17 protein-coding genes, 1 tRNA gene and 3 pseudogenes are annotated in these 21,747 nt (G+C 71.1%); 9 read left to right on the forward strand and 12 right to left on the reverse strand.

Annotation, left to right across the window (positions count from 1 at the left end; all coding sequences use genetic code 11):
* The coding region (locus AB0F18_RS03135; RefSeq protein WP_362054329.1) for an ice-binding family protein at positions 1 to 994 on the reverse strand (994 nt) is incomplete at its 3' end.
* Between the two features lie 368 nt (positions 995 to 1,362).
* Between AB0F18_RS03135 and AB0F18_RS03140 the strand changes: the two genes are divergently transcribed.
* A complete protein-coding gene (locus tag AB0F18_RS03140; RefSeq protein WP_362054336.1) occupies positions 1,363 to 2,241 on the forward strand; it encodes a helix-turn-helix transcriptional regulator in 879 nt (292 codons plus the stop codon).
* 167 nt (positions 2,242 to 2,408) lie between these two features.
* Here the strand turns inward: AB0F18_RS03140 and AB0F18_RS03145 are convergent, their stop codons facing one another.
* The gene (locus AB0F18_RS03145) at positions 2,409 to 3,992 is read right to left on the reverse strand and encodes a helix-turn-helix transcriptional regulator (protein WP_362054339.1); all 1,584 of its coding nucleotides are present in this window, start codon (positions 3,990 to 3,992) and stop codon (positions 2,409 to 2,411) included.
* A 329-nt stretch (positions 3,993 to 4,321) separates the two neighbouring features.
* Between AB0F18_RS03145 and AB0F18_RS03150 the strand changes: the two genes are divergently transcribed.
* Positions 4,322 to 5,041, forward strand: a complete 720-nt coding sequence (locus tag AB0F18_RS03150) for a DUF4232 domain-containing protein (protein ID WP_362054342.1) — start codon at positions 4,322 to 4,324, stop codon at positions 5,039 to 5,041.
* Between the two features lie 402 nt (positions 5,042 to 5,443).
* Positions 5,444 to 6,112 carry a DUF998 domain-containing protein gene (locus AB0F18_RS03155; protein ID WP_362054345.1) on the forward strand — a complete coding sequence of 223 codons (669 nt, stop codon included), beginning with the start codon at positions 5,444 to 5,446 and terminating at the stop codon, positions 6,110 to 6,112.
* 145 nt (positions 6,113 to 6,257) lie between these two features.
* On the opposite strand, the gene AB0F18_RS03160 is transcribed toward AB0F18_RS03155, so the two are convergent.
* Both AB0F18_RS03160 and AB0F18_RS03165 read right to left on the reverse strand, forming a co-directional pair.
* The gene (locus AB0F18_RS03160) at positions 6,258 to 7,250 is read right to left on the reverse strand and encodes a sigma-70 family RNA polymerase sigma factor (RefSeq protein WP_362054348.1); all 993 of its coding nucleotides are present in this window, start codon (positions 7,248 to 7,250) and stop codon (positions 6,258 to 6,260) included.
* A 97-nt stretch (positions 7,251 to 7,347) separates the two neighbouring features.
* Positions 7,348 to 7,470 (reverse strand): hypothetical protein, encoded by a 123-nt coding sequence (locus AB0F18_RS03165; protein ID WP_362054351.1) that lies wholly within the window; start codon positions 7,468 to 7,470, stop codon positions 7,348 to 7,350.
* Between the two features lie 8 nt (positions 7,471 to 7,478).
* Here AB0F18_RS03165 and AB0F18_RS03170 point away from each other — a divergent pair, with 8 nt between their 5' ends.
* A complete protein-coding gene (locus tag AB0F18_RS03170) occupies positions 7,479 to 8,747 on the forward strand; it encodes an MFS transporter (protein ID WP_362054354.1) in 1,269 nt (422 codons plus the stop codon).
* 470 nt (positions 8,748 to 9,217) lie between these two features.
* Here AB0F18_RS03170 and AB0F18_RS03175 read toward each other — a convergent pair whose 3' ends face one another.
* The 4 genes and pseudogenes from AB0F18_RS03175 to AB0F18_RS03190 form a co-directional block, all read right to left on the reverse strand.
* The gene (locus AB0F18_RS03175; RefSeq protein ID WP_362054357.1) at positions 9,218 to 10,117 is read right to left on the reverse strand and encodes a hypothetical protein; all 900 of its coding nucleotides are present in this window, start codon (positions 10,115 to 10,117) and stop codon (positions 9,218 to 9,220) included.
* Complete coding sequence (locus AB0F18_RS03180; protein ID WP_362054360.1) at positions 10,117 to 11,070, reverse strand: hypothetical protein; 954 nt, start codon at positions 11,068 to 11,070, stop codon at positions 10,117 to 10,119. The genes AB0F18_RS03175 and AB0F18_RS03180 overlap by 1 nt, the downstream gene beginning before the upstream one ends.
* Positions 11,067 to 11,771 (reverse strand): ATP-binding cassette domain-containing protein, encoded by a 705-nt coding sequence (locus AB0F18_RS03185; RefSeq protein ID WP_362054363.1) that lies wholly within the window; start codon positions 11,769 to 11,771, stop codon positions 11,067 to 11,069. The genes AB0F18_RS03180 and AB0F18_RS03185 overlap by 4 nt, the downstream gene beginning before the upstream one ends.
* A gap of 430 nt (positions 11,772 to 12,201) precedes the next feature.
* A pseudogene (locus AB0F18_RS03190) lies at positions 12,202 to 12,288 on the reverse strand (SAM-dependent methyltransferase); the annotation flags it as partial.
* A 6-nt stretch (positions 12,289 to 12,294) separates the two neighbouring features.
* Between AB0F18_RS03190 and AB0F18_RS03195 the strand changes: the two are divergent.
* Positions 12,295 to 12,465 (forward strand): annotated as a pseudogene (locus AB0F18_RS03195) (site-specific integrase); the annotation flags it as partial.
* A 138-nt stretch (positions 12,466 to 12,603) separates the two neighbouring features.
* Here AB0F18_RS03195 and AB0F18_RS03200 read toward each other — a convergent pair.
* A tRNA-Gly gene (locus AB0F18_RS03200) sits at positions 12,604 to 12,674 on the reverse strand.
* 468 nt (positions 12,675 to 13,142) lie between these two features.
* Here AB0F18_RS03200 and dcd point away from each other — a divergent pair.
* Both dcd and AB0F18_RS03210 read left to right on the forward strand, forming a co-directional pair.
* Complete coding sequence (gene dcd / locus AB0F18_RS03205) at positions 13,143 to 13,730, forward strand: dCTP deaminase (RefSeq protein ID WP_045945538.1); 588 nt, start codon at positions 13,143 to 13,145, stop codon at positions 13,728 to 13,730.
* Complete coding sequence (locus AB0F18_RS03210; RefSeq protein ID WP_344159849.1) at positions 13,727 to 14,224, forward strand: phosphoribosyltransferase; 498 nt, start codon at positions 13,727 to 13,729, stop codon at positions 14,222 to 14,224. Before dcd ends, AB0F18_RS03210 begins: the two co-directional genes overlap by 4 nt.
* 67 nt (positions 14,225 to 14,291) lie before the next feature.
* Here the strand turns inward: AB0F18_RS03210 and AB0F18_RS03215 are convergent, their stop codons facing one another.
* Complete coding sequence (locus AB0F18_RS03215; RefSeq protein ID WP_362054367.1) at positions 14,292 to 15,197, reverse strand: Yip1 family protein; 906 nt, start codon at positions 15,195 to 15,197, stop codon at positions 14,292 to 14,294.
* Positions 15,198 to 15,438: 241 nt separating this feature from the next.
* Here AB0F18_RS03215 and AB0F18_RS03220 point away from each other — a divergent pair, with 241 nt between their 5' ends.
* Complete coding sequence (locus tag AB0F18_RS03220) at positions 15,439 to 16,431, forward strand: hypothetical protein (protein WP_362054370.1); 993 nt, start codon at positions 15,439 to 15,441, stop codon at positions 16,429 to 16,431.
* 931 nt (positions 16,432 to 17,362) lie between these two features.
* Here the strand turns inward: AB0F18_RS03220 and AB0F18_RS03225 are convergent.
* Both AB0F18_RS03225 and AB0F18_RS03230 read right to left on the reverse strand, forming a co-directional pair.
* Positions 17,363 to 19,579 (reverse strand): annotated as a pseudogene (locus AB0F18_RS03225) ((Fe-S)-binding protein); the annotation flags it as partial.
* 110 nt (positions 19,580 to 19,689) lie between these two features.
* Positions 19,690 to 20,370: a sugar transferase gene (locus AB0F18_RS03230; RefSeq protein WP_362054373.1), complete on the reverse strand. Its 681-nt coding sequence runs from the start codon at positions 20,368 to 20,370 to the stop codon at positions 19,690 to 19,692.
* A 285-nt stretch (positions 20,371 to 20,655) separates the two neighbouring features.
* Here AB0F18_RS03230 and AB0F18_RS03235 point away from each other — a divergent pair.
* A partial coding sequence (locus AB0F18_RS03235) for an Hsp70 family protein (protein WP_362054376.1) occupies positions 20,656 to 21,747 on the forward strand: 1,092 nt, incomplete at its 3' end.

Consider the following 21,747-nt stretch of genomic DNA (forward strand, 5'->3'; position numbering starts at 1 on the left):
AGGGGCCGCTCGTGGTGGTGCCGCCTGTGGTGGGGCCGCTCGTGGTGGTGCCGCCTGTGGTGGGGCCGCTCGTGGTGGTGCCGCCTGTGGTGGGGCCGCTCGTGGTGGTGCCGCCTGTGGTGGGGCTGCCCGTGGTGGTGCCGCCTGTGGTGGGGCCGCTCGTGGTGGTGCCGCCTGTGGTGGGGCCGCTCGTGGTGGTGCCGCCTGTGGTGGGGCCGCCCGTGGTGGTGGTGCCGCCCGTGGTGCCGGCGTCACACGTCCCACGGTTGATCACGTTGGTGTCCATCGTCACCGCGCCGTTACGAGCCAGCGCTCGTCCGTCGATGTCCGCCCCCGTGGTCAGGGAGATGGAGGTCAGGGCCATGATGGTGCCGACGAAATTGGTTTCGGTGCCGAGGGTGGCCGAACTCCCGACCTGCCAGAACACGTTGCAGGGCGAGGCCCCGTTGATGAGGGACACGCTGCTGGAGCTTGCCGTCGTCAGAGCCGAACCGACCTGGAACACCCACACGGCGCTGGGGTCGTCCTGGGCGTCCAGGGTGAGGGTGCCGGTGAGCCCGAGGGTGGAGGAGGCGGTGTACACACCCGGAACCAGGGTCAGGCCCCCGGCGTCCGGAGGAAGGGCTGCGTCCGTGGCCTGTCCGGCGGCGTTGTTGTAGGCCATGACCAGGTCGCTCTTGGCCTGGAGGCCCACGGGGTCGATCGGGCCGGAGTGCTGGGTGCCGTTCACGGTGCCGGGCGGAAATCCGCTGATGGCGGTTCCCGGACTCACTCCGAGGTCACCGGTGATGACCGAGGGGCCGGTATTGGTGATCTCCGAGCCGGCCAGCACGGCGAAGCTGGCGGCTGTGCCCAGAGGTACGGGTCTTGCGATGGCGTGTGCCCGGGTCGGCGTCACCGCGACCACGGCAGAGGCGATCACCGTGGCGAGTACCGTCGCGATCCAGACCGGCGTCGTGCGTCTTAGCGCCGAGCCGGAGATATTCAGCGTCATCGGAGGCGAACTCCTGTGGGTGGGGGGTGGCGTAATTGACGGTCTCGGCCGTACAGGACCGTCTTACTGTCGCTGGCATATTACGCAGCAACCTGCAAAGGGCTGGGATTCGCTCGCGATTTCCGTGTCGTGGGCCATTTGCGCCGGCGGGTCAATAGTACAAATAGCCGAATGGATTAATGGGCCTTGTGGGGGAAGCGGATATTCCTGTGCATCCTCGGTCTGGGCTGCGAGAATCCATGGGGCGACGGCGGGGCCGAAACGGGTCGACGGCAGTGCGCGACACGGCACCAGAACGGACCCAACTCCCCCTGGGCATGGCAGTCTGGGGGCCGGAAAAGGGTTCTCGGAACGGAGGGGCACAACCCGTGGGCGTCGACGTCAATCCCACCGTCAGCAGGCGCCGGTTGGGAGCGGAGCTACGCCGGCTCCGGCAGGCCGTAGGCATGACGACGCAGCAGGTGGCGGAACGGCTCCTGATCTCGCAGCCCAAGATCAGCCTCCTCGAGAACGGCCGCCGCCTCATCAAGCCCCGCGACGTGCGCGATCTCTGCCTGCTGTACGGAGTCCAGGACCAGCGGCTCGTCGACGACCTGATGCGGCTGGCCCGGGAATCGGGCCGACAGGGCTGGTGGAACGCCTACGGCGACATCCCGTACGGCGCCTACATCGGTCTGGAGGCCGAGGCCGCCACGATCCACACCTACGAGCCCCTGGTCATCCCGGGCCTGCTGCAGACCCCCGCCTACGCCCGCGCGGTCATTGCAGGAACGATCCCGCACGCCGTCGGCGACCAGGCTGCCACGCGCCTCGAGGTACGGCTGCGGCGCCAGGAGCGGCTGGCCGCCCCCGAGAACCCGCTGCGCTTATGGGCCGTACTGGACGAAGGGGCGCTGCGGCGCGTCGTGGGCAGCCGCGAGGTGATGCGCGAGCAACTGGAGCATCTGAACAGCCTCGGTGCCCAACCGCACATCACCGTTCAGGTTCTCCCTCACGAGGTGGGGGCGCACCCGGGTGTCTCCGGACAGTTCTCGCTGCTCGAATTCTCCGATGCCACCGATGTGAGTGTGGTGTATCTGGAGAGGTTTACCAGCGACCTCTATCTGGAGAAACGATCCGATGTGCGGATCTACGGCGGCCTGTATGCGCATTTGCAGGCCCAGGCATTGAGTCCGGACAGTACCCGGCAGTTTGTCGCCGAAGCCGTCGAGGCATACGTCGGCGCGGAATTCAGGGCGACACCCTGAAGAGCAGGCAGCATGCCTTCCGCGGTGGCGCTCACGATGACGAACGCGATCGCGCGCGGACCAGCAGGAACGATGACGTAGCCGTCCGGGTCGCGGAAGGAGAACGTGTGCTGGCCGCCGTCGCGCGCGCTGACCGATGCACCATCGGACCGGGTGCAACGGGTCTTTCATTCCGTGTCCGGCAGCCAGGCGTTGTTGTTCGCGTTGTACCAGTACCTGTGGCCGGCGTTCAGGGCGACCGTGCGGAACGGGCGGCCGTGGTCGTCGATGCGGGTGGTGCCCTGGCGGTCGCCACTGCTCCAGGCCAGCTCCAGGTACCAGCTGACGTCCTGACCGAGCGTGGCGGCGTCGATGTTCAGCACCTGGGGGTCGGTGGCGGAGACCTTGTACGGGAAGTCGGTCGAGGCCGTCGGCCGCTCTCCCTCCTTGCCGGGTACGGGCCTGGCCCTCGGGGAGGCGTCGTCCAGGTCCACGGCGAAGGAGGCCGGCACCAGCGCGCCGCCGCAACCGGCGCCCATGGTGTACGCGTTCCAGCCCGGAGCCTTGCGGCCGCTCACGACATGGACGTACAGCGCGTGCAGGACCGCGGGCTTGCCCTCGGTGCCCTGGACGGTCAGCTGCATGCGCAGGTGCCCCGCCGGGACGGCGTCGAGGGCCCGGGCCCACCCTTCGGTCGCCTGCCCGGCGGGGGGCGGGGGGACCGTGCCGGGTGCCTTGTCCAGGGCGAACCACTGGTCGCAGGGGCTGTCCCAGTTGTCGGGCAGGACGTTGACCGTGAAAGGGGCGGCGGGGGAGGCCCCCTCCTTGGCGGTGGCCGGCGACGTTGCCGCGGACGTAGCCGGGGGGGACGACGGTCCGGGGCTGGACGGGGGTGCGGAATCGGCTGTGGGCGTGGGTGACGACGACCCGCCGGACGGCAAGGCCGGGCCCGCCGCCGTCCGCTCGCGCGAGGACGGCTGGGCGGCGGCGTGGCGCGTGTCCCCGTGACCCGTATCTCCCATGGCGGAGAGGGCGGCGGCGGTCCCCGCCACCGCGGCGGTGGCCACGGCGGCCGCAAGGGCGAGCAGCAGCCGAGGACGCCGGGCCCCCGGTACGGAGCTCCGGGCGGGGCCCGGCTGGATGAGGGCGGCGGGGGCGTCTGCGGCTGCCTCCGTTGCCGGTGCGGGGACGGGTGCCTCCGCCGCCGGCGCGGGAGCGGGTGGCTCCGCCGGTTCGGGTGCGTCCGTTGCCGCTGTGGGGGCGGGTGCCTCCGCCGGTGCCGGCGCGGGAGCGGGGGCAGGCGCCGGGGCGGTTGCCTCCGCGGCAGGTCCGGGCGCCGGGGTGGACCCGGCCGCGGACGCCGGGGCCGGTGCGGGTTCGGTCTCCGCCTGCGGCCGGACCTCCGAAGCCCGCCCAGCCACGACCACCGCCGATGCGGGCGGCACCTCCGGCGCGGCGTCACCGCCCCGCGGCGCCGCGGAGTTCGCCGCCCCCGACCCCGGGGCCTGCCCGTCCGTCACCCCCCGCCGCCGCTCCACCAGCGCCAGCAGCCACTGCCGGTGCAGCGCGACCAGTTCGTCGGCCGAGGCACCGCAGACCCGGGCGAACCGTTCCACCGGGGCGTAATCCGCGGGCACCGCCGCGCCGCTGCAATAGCGGTGCAGCGTCGAGTTGCTGGAGTGCAGACGCTTCGCGAGCGTGCCGTAGCTGCGCCCCGAGCGCTCCTTGAGTCCGCGCATCAGCTCCGCGAACCGCTCCGTCTCCGTGGCCATTCCACCCTCCCCCTCATCCCGGAAGCACGTTCCAGGGTCGCCCGATCGCCCAGGTGAGAGGGGTCGGGAGCGTTCCAGGGTTCCAACTATCCCGGTCATGACGCCACTGGGACGAAACCGGCCCCACAGTTGCGTCATCAGCCGGTCGGTCCGCCATCGGACCAGCGGTCGGATTCGGCGGTCGCAACGGGAGGGCCCCCACCCGCCCCAGCGACCGCCCTCGGCCGCCTGCGGCAGCAGGCGACCGGAACAGCAGCCCCACCCAACGTCTCGTCAGACGGGAAGCGGAAGCCTCCGTCTGACGACCGCACCGACACGGAGAGTTCCCCATGCGCACCCACCGACTCCGCACCACCGCCCTGGCCGCCGCCACCGCCGGCCTCGCTCTGGCCCTGACCGCCTGCGGCGGCTCGGACAGCGCCGCCGGGCCGACCGGGAACCCTGCCGCGACCAAGAGCGCGGACAAGCCGGTCTCGACCGGGACCGTGACGCCGTCCGGGGAGGGCGCCTCCGCCGCCGCGTCCGCCGGCAAGGGCACCGGAACCGGCACGGCCACCGCCACCCCGGCGAAGGCCGGTTCGGGCGGCAAGAACACGGGGGGCACCACCGATGAGTCCTACGCCTACACCCACCCCTGCTCGGCGCGCGACCTGACCGTCAAGGTCAATTCCCCGACGGGCACTCCGGCCACCGTCCGCGTCATCACCGTGACCAACAACGGTTCCACCTCCTGCGGTCTGGACTACTTCCCCACCGTCGGCTTCAGCGCCAAGGGCGGCGCGCTCGGTCTCCAGGCCACTGCCCCCGGTGGACTGGGCGGCGCCCCGGCGTACCCGGTGCGCCCCGGCGCCACCGCGTACGCGGCCGTGGACCTCAACCCGTCGGGCGGCACCGGCCCCGTGGCCGACGAGGTCAACGTCCTGGCCGACAAGGAGCACATGCCGAACGCGGACGGCGTCAGCCTCCAGCTGGCCAAGCCGGGCAGCGTCGCCAACCCGAAGGTCGGCCTGTACCGCACCAACACCCGCGACGCGCTGAGCGCCTTCTGAACGGAGTCCCGGGGGCCGCGGCCCCGGCCGTCCCACCGGGTGTGTCACCGGACGGGCTCAACTGTCCTGGGGAAACGCCAGACGACTTCCTCGCCGAACTCAGGGCGGTCCGAGACGAGCTCAAGCCCCTGGAGCGCGAGTTGGCCCAGCTCCGGGGCCAGATCGACAAGGTGCACCAGCGCCAGGACGAAATAGTCCGGCGGCTCGGCGGGTACGAGAAGGCCACTCCCGTGTCCGCTGTCTACCGCCTCTACTGGCACGTTGTGGCACGCCCTTCCCAGTGGCGCGAGCGCGGGGGAGGCCCCAGAGTGCGTGTGATCCAGCACACGCCGCCGGGAGCGATGACTTCGCCTCTTGCCGTCGGTCATACAAGCGAAACGACCGACTGAAGGAAGGCCCGCCATGACCCACACGCTGACCGCCCCGCACGACATCGTCGCCATCGCGCCCGCATCGCGCCCGGCGGCGCGGTGGGCGGTGACCGGCGGCATGGTGGCGGGCCCGCTGTTCCTGGCGGTTGGACTCGCCCAGGGCTTTGCGCGGGACGGCTTCGACTTCACCCGTAACGCGATCAGCCAGCTCGCCCTCGGCGAGGCGGGCTGGGTCCAGACGGTGAACTTCCTGCTCGCCGGCACGCTGTTGATCGCCGGCGCGGCGGGACTGCGACGGGTGCTGCGCGGTGGCGCGGGCGGCACGTGGGGCCCGGTCCTGGTCGGCGTGTTCGCCGTCTCCTTCTGGGTCGCCGCGGTCTTCCCGGCCGACGCCGGGGCGGGCTTTCCCGTCGGCGCCCCCGACGCGACCGTGATGAGTGGGCACGGCGCCGTCCACATGTTCGGCGGGATGGTCGGCTATCTCGCCCTGTGCGCCGCGTTCGTCGTCCTGGCCCGTCCGCTCGCCGCCCTGGGCCTGCGGGGCTGGGTCGTCGCCACCCGCCTCGTACCGGTCGTCGTCCTCGCGGGCTTCATGGCCTCGGCCGTCTCCGTCCTGGCTTTCACCGCCGGCGCGGGACTCGGCCTGCTGTGGCTGACCGGGGTGACGGCCCGGCTGGCCGGAACCCCGGCGAACCGCTAGCGGAAGAAGTATGGCCGTCCGTTCGACGGCAGCCCCCCGCGACGGGAACGGCCTAGGCCACGAGTCGAGCCAACCCCCGATCTCCGCCCCCAGTCACGGCAGGAAATGCGGACGCCCTCACGGACGACGGTGCGCTCTGACCAGGTCATACAGGGTCCTTCAGGCGTTCAAAAGAGGAGTCCGGGTCGAGACGTGCGGGCAGGCCGAAGAGGGGGAACAAGCGCTCGGTGTCGCGGAAGGCGTGGATGCCGGTGATGCGGTTGCCGGAGAATTCGATGACTTGGAGTGCCCAGGGGTCGTAACCCGTTCCGTCTGGGCTCGGCCGGTACTGGCCGAAGGCGGGGGTGCCGTTCGCCGTGGTCGGGACCAGACGGGAGCCGCGGCAGCCGACGGCGGGGCCGGTCAGCCACGCCTGGATGTCGGGGACGCCGCGCATCCACTTCGCGTACGGGGGCAGGCACAGGGTGGCGTCGACGTGGAGCAGCATGTTCAGCTCCTCCATGTCGTAGCGGGAGAAGGCCATCGCGTACCGCTCGGCCAGCATCCGGCGGACGGCGTCGGGGGGCCGGGTGCCGGAGTCGTCGACGTGGCCACGGTGTGCGGCGAGTGTGGCTCGGGCCCGCTGGAGAGCGCTGTTGACCGAGGCAACGGTCGAGCCGTGCAGCTCGGCCACCTCGCGGGCCGAGAAGGCCATCACGTCCCGGAGGATGAGCGTGGCTCGCTGCTTGGGCGGCAGGTGCTGGAGCAGGGCGATGAACGCCAGTCGTACCGACTCGCCCGCCGTCGCCGCCGCCTCGGGGCCCCCGCCGGGACAGGGCCCGATCCACATGGCGGCGTCCTCCGGGTCTCCTGGGGACGAGGCTCCGGACGAAGGCTCCAAGAGGTCCATCGGTAGAGCCCGCCGCCTGCCCGCTGCCAAGGCGTCCAGGCACACGTTGGTGGCGATGCGGTAGACCCACGACCGCAACGACGAACGTCCCTCGAACCGCTCGATGTTCTGCCAGGCCCGGACCATCGTCTCCTGCACGGCGTCCTCGGCCTCGGCGTGCGACCCCAGCATCCGGTAGCAGTACCCGGTCAGTTCTCCCCGGTACTCCTCAAGCCTGATCGTCGCCCTTGGTGCCACGGTGTCCCGCATGCTTCCCCCTCCCGGCCTCGTGCGGTCGGCTCCTCGCTGAGGCTGCGGCAACGATACGCACGACGAAGGACCAGATCTCACTGACCTGGTCCTTCGTTCAGGGGCGGATGGCATCCGCACCCCTGGAGAGGGCGATCCCGACCGTGGAAGCGGCGTCCGCCGGTACGCGCGTCCAGGCGGCCGCGGTCGAGGCGAGCACACCGTTGTCGTCGGCGATCACGTCAACCCGTGTACCCGCCTTCCCGCACATCGCAGCGTTGGCCGCTGCTGAGAAGCGCGAACTTCCGGCTCTTCGCCCTCGGCCAGACGGCATCCAACACGGGGACGTGGATGCAGAAGGTGGCCCAGGACTGGCTGGCCCTGGAGCTGTCTCACGGCAACGGCACGGTCCTGGGCATCACCACGGCGTTGCAGTTCCTGCCCCTCCTGCTGCTCGGCCCCTACGGCGGCGTCCTCGTGGACCGCCACTCCACACGGCGGATCCTGCTCGCCTCCCAGACGGTCATGGCGGCCCTCGCACTGATCCCCGCCCTGCTCGTCGCCACCGGCACGGCCCGCCTGGACACCCTCTACGTCCTGGCCCTCGCCCTCGGGCTCACCATGGTGGTCGAGAAGCCCGCCCTGCAGGCCTTCATCGGAGAATCCGTCGCACCCGGCCAGCTCGTCAGCGCCCTCGCCTTCAACAGCGCCGTCCTCAACCTCGCCCGCATGGCGGGCCCCGCGCTCGCCGGACCCCTCATCGTCCTCGTCGGCCCGGGCCCCGCCTTCCTCGCCAACGCCTTCTCCTACCTGACCGTGATCGTCTGCCTGCTGCGCATGGACCCTGGGGCCGGCCGCCCGGCCCCGCCGGTTCCCCGCGCCAAGCGGCAAGTACGGGCCGGCCTGCGCTACGTCCGCGACCGCCGCGACCTCGCGCTCACCCTGGTCCTCGTCGCGGTCGTCGTCGCGTTCGGCATGAACTTCCAGATCACCACCGCGCTGATGATCACCCGCGTCTACCGCGCCCCGGATGCCGTGTTCGGGCTCGGCAACACCGCCCTGGCCGCCGGCTCCGTCATCGGCTCACTCCTGGCCGCCCGCCACCCGCGGGTGACCTGCCGCCGACTGGCCGCCGCCGCCCTCGCCTTCGGGGCGCTGGAGACCGCCTGCGCCCTGATGCCCGGACCGGTCACCTTCCTCGTCCTGCTCGTCCCGACGGGAACCGCGCTGCTTGTCTTCCTCACGGCCGCCAAGGCCCGCCTCCAGCTCGGCGTCGGCGACGGCATACGCGGACGGATCATGAGCCTGTACCTCCTCGCCACCCTGGGCACCACACCCCTGGTGGCCCCACTGATCGGATGGCTCGCCCAGAGCGCCGGCCCCCGGACCGCCCTCGTGCTGGGCGGCGCCGTATCCGCGGTCGCGGCCCTCACGATCGGCCTGCTCTACCCGCGTACGCCCACACCCGTCGACTTCACACCTCACCCGTTCGCCACCCCTCGGCCACACACCACCTGAACAGACCACGGACGTCCGCCCCTCCGACGACAGGGCCCACGAGACCACGGCAAGGTGACTGTCGGCGGCCCCTGCGGCGTAGAGAAATCCGGTACCGCGCACAGCCGCGGCCCTCGCGTGACGGTGAAATGTCATGGCGGCGAGGGGACGCGGCTGGTGTCCGGTGCGGGGAAGGTCGCCGTCAGGACGTGGGATCCGTCCGGACCCGGGCGGGCATGGAGCCGGCCCCCGGCCGGCTCCGTCCGTTCACGCAGGCCCGGCAGGCCGAACCCGCCCCTGGGCAGGCCCAGGCGTGCTGCGCCGGGTGGGGGCGGGGAGTGGCCGACGGTCACGGTCAAGGGGCCCTGCCCGTCGGCCACATGGACTTCGATGTCCGCGCCGGGCGCGTGCTTGGCCGCGTACGACCTCCCATACGGGTAGATGCGGCCGTGCTGGTCACGGGAGTCGCTGCGCCACACTTGGCCGCGGTGTCAGTCAACGGGCCGTAGCGCGCGCTCGGAGCGCAGCGCCGCCCAGGCGGCCACGGCGGCCAGGGCCGCGACCCCGGCGAGGGCGAGGCCGCCGGTCAGGGGTGCGGGATCGGACGGGGCCTGGTTCCAGAGGTAGAGCTGGTATTGGGCCTCGCCGGGCAGGTTCAGCAGATCGGCGATCCAGCGGTGCGGCAGGAACGGCGCCGCCGGAAGCAGCACGAGCGGCGCGGTCACCAGCAGGGGACCGATGCCGAGCGCGAGGGTCCCGATGACGCTGCGCAGCAGGGCCGCCGCGAGGGCGGCCAGAGAGATGAAGAGGAGTTGGACGAGGAGGGCGGCGGCGATCGCGCCTGCGGCCTGGCCCCACGTCGCGGACTCGACGGGCAGGGGAGGTGACGTGTGGACGACCCCGCCGGCGAACCCGGAGGGCACCGCGCGGGGCCGCACCGGCCACAGCCGGGCGTATGCCGAAGTGCTCAGCCACAGCAGCACGCCGGTGACGATCTGGCTGGCGAGTGACAGGGCGAGTGCGGCGCCGACCTTGCGGGCCCACAGCACCCCGACCCTGTTCTCGAACAGGCGCAGGGCGCTCCAGGTGCCGCCTTCCAGGGTCTGGCCGAGCCCCGTGGCGACGACCACTGCCGTGAGGACGAGACCCAGCAGGGTCGCGAACTGCCATGCCGCCGCTCGCAGCGCCGACGGGAGCGAGGTGAGCGCCGACACCGAGGGGTCGAGCACCCCGTACGGGGCTCCCGCCATCCAGAGCCGGCCGACGAGAGCCAGGGCCAGCAGCATCACAACTGCGGTCGCTCCCCATACGGGAGCGGTCCACAGGGCTCGCAGCTCGCCGGCGCAGGCGGTCCCCTCCCCGCGCGTCGGCCGCCGCCGGTTACCGGCCATCAGGCGCGGTCCCGGGTCCGGTTGAGGCGGTCCAGCCCGAGCCAGAGCAGGCCGATGAGGGCCAGGGTCGGCAGGACGCGGAGCAGGACGGGGGCCGTGGAGGGGTCGGTGGAGATCCAGAAGTGGTCCCAGACCCCGTCCACCGCACCGAAGCCGACGAGGTCGGCCAGCGCGCCGCCGGGGAGCCAGGCGCCCAGCCCCGGGGCGGCGGAGGTGCGGACCACCAGGACGAGCAGCAGCATCCCGGCGAGGAAGGTGCGCATCGGCTGGCGCAGCAGTGCACCGAGGGCGACCGCGACGGCTGCGGCCCCGGCCAGCACGGCTGCCCCGGCCAGTACGCCGAGTGCGGTGTCGGCGAGGACGGTGCCAAAGGCGCCGGGCGAAGGCAGCGTGTAGGCGTTGCGGCCGTAGAGCAGGCCGAACGCGGCTGTAATGGCGGCCGACACGCACAGCAGCATCAGACTCCACGCCCAGACGGCCAGGGCCTTGGCGGCGAGCAGCCTGCTGAGGCGGGACTCGTAGAGGAGGAGCGGCACGATGCTGCCCCGGCTCCACTCGCCGGCGACGGAGAAGGCCGCCAGCATGACGAGGAGCGCGAGCCCGGGAACGGACGTCAGCAGCCGTACGGTCCACAGCAGGGCGCCCACGGGATGCTGGGCCTGCGCGGCCCGCACCCCTGCAGCGGTGAACCTGTCCTGGATCCGCTCCAGTCCGACGGCCTGCAGGGGCACTTCGGCGAGGCACCCGGCCTTCTGCTCCGGGGTGTTCCGCGGGGACTCACACGATCTGGGGAGGAAGTCGAGGTTGGCCTGCACCTGCGTGATGTTGTACGAGGCCATGTTCTGGCTCACCCAGGCGCAGTAGAGGGAGCCGAAGACGAACAGCGCGGCGAGGGTGAGGGCGAGCGGGTGCCGCAGCAGCCGCCGGGTCTCGGCCCGGACGAGGCGGTTCACTGGTGGCCGCCGTTCCCGACGAGCCCGAAGAACCAGTCCTCGAAGGCGGCCGGACCGCTTTCCGGGTCGTAGCCGAGCGCGTCGAGAGTGCCGGCGGCGACGACGCGGCCCTGGGCGAGCATGATCACGCGGTGGCAGATCCGCTGGATCTCGTCGAGCTGGTGGCTGGAGACGAGGACGGCGGCCCCGCGCGCGGCCTCCTCGGCCACGATCCGCCGCACCATGCGCAGTCCCTCGGGGTCGAGCCCGTTGGTGGGCTCGTCGAGGATCAGCAGATCGGGCTGCTTGAGCAGCGCCGCGGCGATGGCCAGCCGCTGCCGCATGCCCTGCGAGTACGTCCCGAGGCGGCGGTCGGCGGCGCCGGTCAGCCCGACGCGGTCGAGCGTGCGGGCGATCCGTCCGCCGTCGGGAAGCCCGGCGGTGTCGAGCAGGGTGCGCAGCATGGCGCGTCCGGTGGACCACCGGTGGAAGGCGGGCGCGTCGAGCGCGGCTCCGAGCCGGTCGAGCTGCCGCGGCCGCATGGGCAGGGACTCCCCGAACAGCCGCACCTCACCGGAATCGGGGGTGGACAGCCCGGTGATCACCCGCATCAGGGTGGTCTTGCCGGCGCCGTTGAGCCCGAGGAGGCCGACGATCTCGCCGGCCTCCAGGCTGAGATGGACCCCTTCCAGCACGGAGTGCTTCCGGAAGCTCTTGGTCACTTCGTGACAGGAAAGGACGATCATCGTCTGAGATTACTTCCAGTCGTAGCCGACCCGGCCCTGAGCGCCGTTGCTCGTGGCGCACGCGTCCTGCGATGCCGACTGGCTTTGCCCGGGGCCGTCCAACGGCCGGTCTCCGCACCCACGCCCTCGTCGGTGAAGGAGAAGTTCTTGATCTCGCATGGCGCAGTCGGAGTGCAGGCGCCGGAGGATCTCGACGGCAGGTCGTTCAGCTACGGAGGCCGTGCTCCATGGGAAGGCGACCGTGCGGGCGCGGGCCGGCGCACCCCCAGCCATGATCGTTTGCGGGCGCAGCCCTGCACATGCAGCAAAGGCGCCCCCCCGCAGGGCTGCCGCCCGAGGTGGTGTTCGGGCACGTGGGGCGGCCGCTCCGGCACGTTGGACGTTCCCGCCGCCCCCAGGACGACTCGAGGACGTCGCCGGCGGCCCGGTGCCAGAGGTCCTCGAGTTCGCGCTTGTCGGTCCGGCTGTTGGTGGACGCGATGGCGATGCCGCCTGACCGATCAGGGGCGCCGGGAAAGAGGTTGCTCCGGAGCGGGAGATCGCGGCGGTGGCACAGGTCGATGCGCTGGCCGAGGCGATCGGGATTCGGTGGCGGTCGATGGCCTTCCTCGGTGCCTGCGGGCCGATACGACCGGAGGAGCAGGCCGGTCTTCGGCGCAAGGGCGTGGAAGGCGCATTGATCTACCAACACTCTGATCACGAGCGCCAGAAGGAGGCGGTCGGCGGGCTGGACGGGATGGTGCGGGACTCCTGGGCAGGTCTAGGCAACGAAGAAGGCCCAGGTCGCTGACCTGGGCCTTCTTGCAAGAGCGGATGACGGGAATCGAACCCGCGCTATAAGCTTGGGAAGCTCATGTTCTACCATTAAACTACATCCGCACGGCCGGTCCAGTTGCCTGGAGCCTTACCGTTGCACACTGTACCCCATGATCGACCCCGCGTGAATCCACCCCCGGGGTCGTCGTCGTCTCCGTGGTGCACCAGGCGTCACGCGCACGGGAGTTGGGGCGTACCTTTGGGGTGCGGAGCGGCGGCTGGAGTGGGTCCCGATCATCCCCTAATGTGGCGATTCATCGCAGTACGGCTTTGGGGAAAGGGACTCGATGGAACGCACAGTCGTCCGTTGTGCCGAAGGGCACGTTTTCAGCACCGCCTCCTTCCCGCTGCAGCACCTCGGTGCCGGCCGGATCGGACCCGGGCGGCTGCTGCGGTGTCCGCGGTGCGCGCGGTTGCGGCACGCGGTGCCGGTGGGCGGCGTCAAGCGGTAGCCGGCGGGACGTGCCGGCCGGGGCGCGCGGGTCCGCTCTCGATTGGGGGTGGCCCGCGCGCTCTGCGTATCCTCGGGGCGTGCTTCTCTCCGACAAAGACATCCGGGCCGAGATCGACAGCGGACGGGTTCGCATTGACCCGTTCGACGAGTCGATGGTGCAGCCCTCCAGCATCGATGTACGTCTCGACCGGTTCTTCCGGGTCTTCGAGAATCACCGCTACGCGCACATCGACCCCGCCATCGAGCAGCCCGACCTGACCCGCATGGTCGAGCCCGACGGCGATGAGGCGTTCATCCTGCATCCGGGTGAGTTCGTGCTCGCCTCGACGTACGAGGTCATCTCGCTCCCCGAGGACATCGCCTCCAGACTGGAGGGGAAGTCCAGCCTGGGCCGCCTGGGCCTGGTGACGCATTCGACGGCCGGGTTCATCGACCCCGGGTTCTCGGGCCACGTGACCCTGGAGCTGTCGAACCTCGCCACCCTGCCGATCAAGCTCTGGCCGGGCATGAAGATCGGGCAGCTGTGCATGTTCCGCCTCAGCTCGCCCGCGGAGTTCCCGTACGGCAGCGAGCGGTACGGGTCCAGGTACCAGGGGCAGCGCGGGCCGACCGCCTCGCGCTCCTTCCAGAACTTCCACCGCACCCAGGTGAGGCACGAGGCATGAGCGACGTACGCGAGACCCTGACCTACGAGGCGTTCGGCAGCGCCGTCCGCGAGCTGGCCCAGACCATCGCCGCCGACGGCTACGAGCCGGACATCATCCTCAGCATCGCCCGGGGCGGCGTGTTCGTCGCCGGCGGTCTGGCCTACGCGCTGGACTGCAAGAACATCCACCTCGTGAACGTCGAGTTCTACACCGGCGTGGGCACCACGCTGGAGATGCCGGTCATGCTGGCGCCCGTGCCCGAGGCGATCGACTTCACCGACAAGAAGGTCCTCATCGCCGATGACGTGGCCGACACCGGGAAGACGCTCAAGCTCGTCCACGACTTCTGCCTCGGCCACGTCGCCGAGGTGCGCTCCGCGGTGATCTACGAGAAGTCGCACTCGCTCGTGAAGTGCGAGTACGTGTGGAAGAAGACCGACGACTGGATCGAGTTCCCGTGGTCGACCGAGCCGCCGGTGGTCAAGCGCGAGGGCCAGATCCTCGACGCCTGAGGCGAGCAAGGGGAAGGGCCCGCCGCGCTGTGCGCGGCGGGCCCTTCCGTGTGTGTGCGGCGCCCGCTCAGAGCGTGCCGAGCTTGATCATCGACAGCAGGGCGACCAGCTGGATCGCGGAGGCGCCCAGCGCCTTCTGCCACGGCAGGTCGTGCGACTTGCTGACCATCGAGGTGAACAGCGCGCCGGCCGCCAGCCAGGTCACCCACCCCAGGATCTGCACCACCATGTTGTCGCCGCTCAGGAACACCGCCACCAGCAGGCGCGGCGCATCCGTGATGGACATGACCAGCATCGACAGACCCACGGTCGGCTGCCAGGCCCCGTCGCCGCCCAGCTGGCGGGCGAGGGTGTGGGTGACCGCGCCCAGGATCAGCCCGCAGATGACGAAGGCCACGCCGGTGCTCAGGACGATCGGGACCGCCTGGCCGAGGGTCGCCTTGATCACGTCCTCGCGGGCCTTGTCGAAGCCGAAGACGGCGAGCATCCCGTAGACGAAGGTCACGATCAGCGCCGGACCCCAGACGGCGTAGTCGCGCATCTGCAGGAACGTCGGACCGGGCCGCAGCACGATGCCGCGCAGCAGGTCCTTCCAGGGCAGCCGCGGCCCGGCCGGGGCGGGGGCCGGGGCGCCCGCCTGGTAGGTCGCCGCCTGGCTGTACGGGTCCTCGCCGAGGGAGAAGGCCTGGGTGTGGCCCGGGTTGTCCGCGTACGAGGACTCGTGCGGGGCGGCGTGGTGCGGGTGCTGGCCGCCGCCGTACGGGTCGAAGTACTCGGGCTCTCCTTGGCCGCCGCCCGTGCCGCCGCCGGCCTGCGGCCAGTGCTGCTGGGGCGGCGGGCCGCCGGCGGGCGGGTACGGCTGATGGCCGTACGGCGCCTGCTGCTGACCGTACGGCTGCTGCCGCGGGGTGTGCGGGGGTTGTTGAGGGGGGCGGTTGTCGTCCCGGCCCCGTCCGATCCTGAATCCAGCCACGTGATCGAAAGTACCTGCTCCAGCGGGCGGTGGTGGCCGGGTGGGTGGAAACGGGGCCTTTGCGGCTGAGCTGTGACATCCCCTAGGGGGTGTGGGGGGTGGGCGATTTACGAGGCTGCGGGGCGGTTTGCTGCTGTTCGTTACATTCCCTATGGAATGCGTATGGATGGGGCTCGTAGCTTCGTGAGTGTCGTCGAGCAAGTGAGTGCCTCCGACCCCCGAGCAAGGAAAGAGCCCCGCCATGCGCCGCACCAGCACCACCACCCTCCGTACCGCCGTCGTCCTGACCGGCGCCGCCGCCGTACTGGCGCTGCCCGTGGGGTCCGCCTTCGCGGACTCGCCGGAGGGGCCGGAGCCGCAGGTGCTGCCGGGGGTGGAGCGGCCGGCGGTGGACCCGACGCCGGAGGTGCAGCCGACCCCCGATGTGCAGCCGACGCCGGACGTCAAGCCGACGCCGGAGGTGCAGCCGACGGTGGACCCGTCCACCCCGCCCACGACCCCTCCGCCGGTGGCCGGGAAGCGGGTGTACGTCACCACGGTGAAGCTGGCCGACGGGTCGGTCGCGAAGGTCTACAAGATCGCTGACGGCCACTTCGAGGCGGACGTCTTCGCGGGCGGCACCAAGCTGGACACCCTGGTCAGCAAGGGCGGCAAGCCGGCGTACGGGCAGAACAACGGCCTGCACGTCGTCCTCCAGCCGAACGGCACCGTGACCTCGTGGATCGAGGGCGGCAAGCCGAAGCCGCCGAAGCCGAAGCCGAAGCCGAAGGACGAGGCCGGCGAGGAAGCCCGGAAGGCCTCGATCCGCATCACCATGCCGGACGGGCGGATCGCCAAGCTGATCGACGGCGGGCCGAAGGGCAAGCGCGTCGAGATCTCGATGCCGAACGGGAACGTGCTCGGCACCGTCGACCTGAAGAACCCGAGCGTCGTGAACGACGGCTGGACGTACAAGCTGGTCCGGGACGGGGAGCGGGTGAAGTTCGTCGTCATCGACGGCAAGGGCGGCGGGGACAGCTGGGTCTACGACTTCGCCAGTGGAAAGCTGATCGAGCGCTACGAGGCGGAGAAGCGCGGCGGGGTGGTCCCGAAGGGCGGGGTGAAGGCCGGCGCGGAGGGCGTCCCCACGCCGAAGGCCGACACCCCGGTGCTGCTGGCCGCCGGCGGGGGCATGGCCGCGACCGGAGCCGCCGGCCTGGGCTTCGCCCTCCTCCGCAACCGCCCCCGCGGCTGACCCCACGGGGTGCCCCTAGCGCCTCCAGCGCCGGCGGGGCCGGGTCCCGGCCCCGCCGGCGCCGGCCGGCGGGCTGGAGCGCGCGGAGCGGCATTCCCGCCTCGCCGGCGTTCGAGGCCGTGGAGTGACCCGCGCCAGCCGCCGGGCGGAGCCCAGAGGCGCATCCGGCGGTAGCCGGGGCCGCGAGCCCGGCCCCGGACATAGCGGAGCGGCCGGCCCCCTGTACGGGGACCGGCCGCTCCTGCTGTTGGTGCTGGTACTACTTGGCGCCCTCGGGCTTGGCCGGCGGCGCCTCCGCGGCGTCGCCCTCGGCCTCGGCGTCGGCCTTGGCCTCGGCGTCGGCCTTCGGCGCGGCAGCCTCCGGCTCGTCCTTGGCCTCGGCCGCCGCCTTCGCGGGCTCCTCGGCCTCGGGCTCCGCCGGGGTCTCGGCGTCGGCCTCCGGCTCGGCTTCTGCCTGCGGCTCGGCGTCGGCCTTCGGCTCGGCGTCGGCCTTCGGCTCGGCTTCCGCCTTCGGCTCCGCAGCCTCCGGCTCGGCCTTGGCCTCGGTCGCCGCCTCGGTCTTCGGCTCCGCCGTGGTGTCGGCGTCGGCCTTCGGATCGGTGGCTTCCGCCTCGGGCTTTGCGTTCGCCTTGGGGGCCTCGGCCTCCGCCTCGGGGGCGTCCGCCTTCTCCTCCGCCGCGGGAGCGGCCTCGGCAGCCTCGGCTTCCGCCTCGGCGGCGGTTTCCACCTCCGCGTCGGCCTTGGCCTTCGCTTCCGCGTCGGCCTTGGCCTTTGCCTCGGCGTCGGCCTTCGCTGCCGCCTCGGCCGCAGCCTTCGCTTCGGCCTCCGCCGCAGCCTTGGCCTCCGCCTCCGCCGCAGCCTTCGCTTCGGCCTCCGCCGCAGCCTTCGCCTCCGCTTCGGCCTCCGCCGCAGCGGCCGCCAGTTCCTCCTCCGTCGGTTCCGGGGTCTTCACCGACTCCAGGAGGAGCTGGGCGACGTCGACGACCTGGACGGATTCCTTGGCCTGGCCCTCGTTCTTCTTGCCGTTGACCGAGTCCGTCAGCATCACCAGGCAGAACGGGCAGGCCGTCGAGACGATGTCCGGGTTCAGGGACAGGGCCTCGTCCACGCGCTCGTTGTTGATCCGCTTGCCGATGCGCTCTTCCATCCACATCCGCGCACCACCCGCGCCACAGCAGAAGCCCCGCTCCTTGTGGCGGTGCATCTCCTGCTGGCGCAGCCCCGGCACGGCCGACATGATCTCGCGCGGCGGCGTGTAGACCTTGTTGTGGCGGCCCAGGTAGCAGGGGTCGTGGTACGTGATCAGGCCCTCGACCGGCGTCACCGGCGTCAGCCGGCCCTCGTCGATCAGGTGCTGGAGCAGCTGCGTGTGGTGGATGACCTCGTACTCGCCGCCCAGCTGCGGGTATTCGTTCGCGATGGTGTTGAAGCAGTGCGGGCAGGTCGAGACGATCCGCTTCGCCGACTTCGGCTTCTTCGTCGACGGGTCCTCGTCGTCCTCGCCGAACGCCATGTTCAGCATCGCGACGTTCTCCTGGCCCAGCTGCTGGAACAGCGGCTCGTTGCCCAGGCGGCGCGGCGAGTCACCGGTGCACTTCTCCTCGCCGCCCATGATCGCGAACTTGACGCCCGCGATGTTCAGCAGCTCGGCGAAGGCCTTCGTGGTCTTCTTCGCGCGGTCTTCGAGGGCGCCCGCGCAGCCGACCCAGTACAGGTAGTCGAACTCGGAGAGGTCCTCCGCGTCCTTCCCGATGATCGGGACCTCGAAGTCGACCTCCTTCGTCCACTCCACGCGCTGCTTCTTGGCCAGACCCCAGGGGTTGCCCTTCTTCTCCAGGTTCTTGAGCATCGTGCCCGCCTCCGACGGGAACGCGCTCTCGATCATCACCTGGTAGCGGCGCATGTCGACGATGTGGTCGATGTGCTCGATGTCGACCGGGCACTGCTCCACGCACGCACCGCAGGTGGTGCAGGACCACAGCACGTCCGGGTCGATGACGCCGTTCTCCTCGGCGGTGCCGATCAGCGGGCGCTCCGCCTCCGCGAGGGCCGTGGCCGGGACGTCGGCGAGCTGCTCGGCCGAGGCCTTCTCCTCGCCCTCCATCGTCTTGCCGCCGCCCGCGAGCAGGTACGGGGCCTTGGCGTGCGCGTGGTCGCGCAGCGACATGATCAGCAGCTTGGGGGAGAGGGGCTTGCCCGTGTTCCAGGCCGGGCACTGCGACTGGCAGCGGCCGCACTCGGTGCAGGTGGAGAAGTCGAGGATGCCCTTCCAGGAGAACTGCTCGACCTGGGAGACGCCGAAGACGTCGTCCTCGCCCGGGTCCTCGAAGTCGATCTCCTTGCCGCCGCTCGTCATCGGCTGGAGGGCGCCGAGCGCCGTCGCGCCGTCGGCGTTCCGCTTGAACCAGATGTTCGGGAAGCCGAGGAAGCGGTGCCAGGCGACGCCCATGTTGGTGTTGAGCGAGACCGTGATCATCCAGATGAACGACACGCTGATCTTCACCATCGCGGTGAAGTAGATCGCGTTCTGGATGCCGGCGGCGGAGAGCGCCTTGAAGGCCAGGACCAGCGGGTACGAGGCGAAGTACGCCGGTTCGTAGGAGTCGACGTGGTGGATCGCGCCCTCAAGGCCGCGCAGGCACAGGATCGCGACGCCGATGGTGAGGATGACCCACTCGACGAAGTACGCCTGCCAGGCCTTCGAGCCCGCGAAGCGCGACTTGCGACCGGCCCGCGAGGGAAGGTTGAGCAGGCGGATGACCATCAGGACGGCGATGCCGAGGACCGTCATCACGCCGATGAACTCGGTGTAGAGCTCGAACGGCAGCCAGTCGCCGACGAGCGGCAGCAGCCAGTCGGCCTGGAAGAGCTGGCCGAAGGCCTGCACCAGGGTCGGCGGCAGCGTCAGGAAGCCGATCGCGACGAACCAGTGCGCGAAGCCGACGATGCCCCAGCGGTTCATCCGGGTGTGACCGAGGAACTCCCTGACCAGGGTGATCGTTCGTTCCTTGGGACGGTCGGTGCGGCTGCCCGCCGGTACGGGTTGGCCGAGCTTCACGAACCGGTAGATCTGCGCCACGGCTCGGGCGAGCAGCGCGACGCCGACCACAGACAGGACCAGCGACACGATGATCGCGGCGAGTTGCATGGGAGGGCTCCTCGGGCGGGACTTACTAAGCGGTAACTTATTGAGTCAAGGCTTGAGGTTACCCATTTCCCGCGCCGCACTGTAGGTGAGTGAGCGGTGATCTGTGTCGCTCAGGCGTGCCTCTGTTTGAAGGCGGCCCGAGGGGTCTTCGCGAGGATCGCGAGGTCCAAACCCAGCCAATGGCTTTCCACATAGTGCCGGTCCAGCAGGGCCATCTCCTCCCAGGGGAGGTCGGAACGTGCGCTGACCTGCCACAATCCGGTCATTCCGGGGCGTACGAGCAGGCGTTCGGGGTGGTCCGTACGCGGTTCGGGGCGCGGGCCGACCAGTGACATCTCGCCGCGCAGCACGTTCAGGAGCTGCGGCAGTCCGTCCAGGGCGCACCGCCGCACCCATGTCCCGGCCCGGCCCGCGCCGTCGGTGCGCAGCCGCCAGGTGCGGAAGGGGCGGCCGGCCAGGCCGAGGGCGGGTTCCCGTACGAGGACGCCCGCGCGGCGGGTCGCGTACAGCGCGGCGGCCGCCAGCAGGGCCGGGGCGGCGCACACCGGCAGCAGGACCGCCAGGGCGATGAGGTCGCAGACCCGCTTGGCCGGCGGCCTGGCCGGCCAGCGCATCCGGATCCGGACCCGCCCCAGCCGGGCGGCCCGGCCGGGCCGGGGGGTCCGTGCGGGCCATGCGGGCCGTGCGGCCCAGGCGGGCCGTGCGAGCCGGGCGGGCCGGGTGGCCCGTGCGAGCCGGGCGAGCCGGGCGAGCCGGGCGGCCCGGGCGGGCGGGAGCGGCATCAGTGGCATGCCGAGCACGCTGCCGGACCCCGGCCCCGGCCCCCGGCGCGCCGCGCGGCCCCGCCCACCGCAGGAACCCGTTCGGGTGCCGCGCCGCGACTGGGGGCGCCCCCCAGGCCCCCAGCTACCTCCGGGGGCCCCAGCGCCTCAAGCGCCGGCGCGGCTGGATTCGGGCGGTCCCTGAGTGTAGGCGGAGCCTAAAGGTTGAGCCCCCTCCGCTCAGGTCTGTTGACGCGGGCGCGGCGGTGCGGCATCCTTGAGTCTGTTCCACTCAAGTCAGCTGGAGGAATCGAAATGGCACGTGCGGTCGGCATCGACCTGGGCACCACTAACTCCGTCGTCAGCGTTCTCGAAGGCGGCGAGCCCACCGTCATCACCAACGCCGAGGGTGCCAGGACCACGCCGTCCGTCGTCGCCTTCGCCAAGAACGGCGAGGTCCTCGTCGGCGAGGTGGCCAAGCGCCAGGCGGTCACGAACGTCGACCGGACCATCCGCTCCGTCAAGCGCCACATGGGCACTGACTGGAAGATCAACCTGGATGGCAAGGACTTCAACCCGCAGCAGATGAGCGCCTTCATCCTGCAGAAGCTGAAGCGCGACGCCGAGGCGTACCTGGGCGAGAAGGTCACGGACGCGGTCATCACCGTCCCGGCCTACTTCAACGACTCCGAGCGCCAGGCGACGAAGGAGGCCGGCGAGATCGCCGGTCTGAACGTCCTGCGCATCGTCAACGAGCCGACGGCCGCCGCCCTGGCCTACGGTCTCGACAAGGACGACCAGACCATTCTCGTCTTCGACCTCGGCGGCGGCACCTTCGACGTGTCCCTCCTGGAGATCGGTGACGGTGTCGTCGAGGTCAAGGCCACCAACGGTGACAACCACCTCGGTGGCGACGACTGGGACCAGCGCGTCGTCGACTACCTCGTGAAGCAGTTCCAGAACGGCCACGGCGTCGACCTGTCCAAGGACAAGATGGCGCTCCAGCGTCTGCGCGAGGCCGCCGAGAAGGCGAAGATCGAGCTGTCGTCCTCCACCGAGACGACCATCAACCTGCCGTACATCACGGCCTCCGCCGAGGGCCCGCTGCACCTGGACGAGAAGCTCACGCGCTCGCAGTTCCAGCAGCTCACCGCGGACCTGCTCGACCGCTGCAAGACCCCGTTCCACAACGTCATCAAGGACGCCGGCATCAGCCTGTCCGAGATCGACCACGTGGTCCTGGTCGGCGGCTCCACCCGCATGCCGGCCGTCGCCGAGCTCGTCAAGGAGCTCACCGGTGGTCAGGACGCCAACAAGGGCGTCAACCCGGACGAGGTCGTCGCCATCGGCGCCACCCTCCAGGCCGGTGTGCTCAAGGGTGAGGTCAAGGACGTCCTGCTCCTCGAC

It is taken from the genome of Streptomyces sp. NPDC029216 (assembly GCF_040648015.1).
GTDB lineage: Bacteria > Actinomycetota > Actinomycetes > Streptomycetales > Streptomycetaceae > Streptomyces.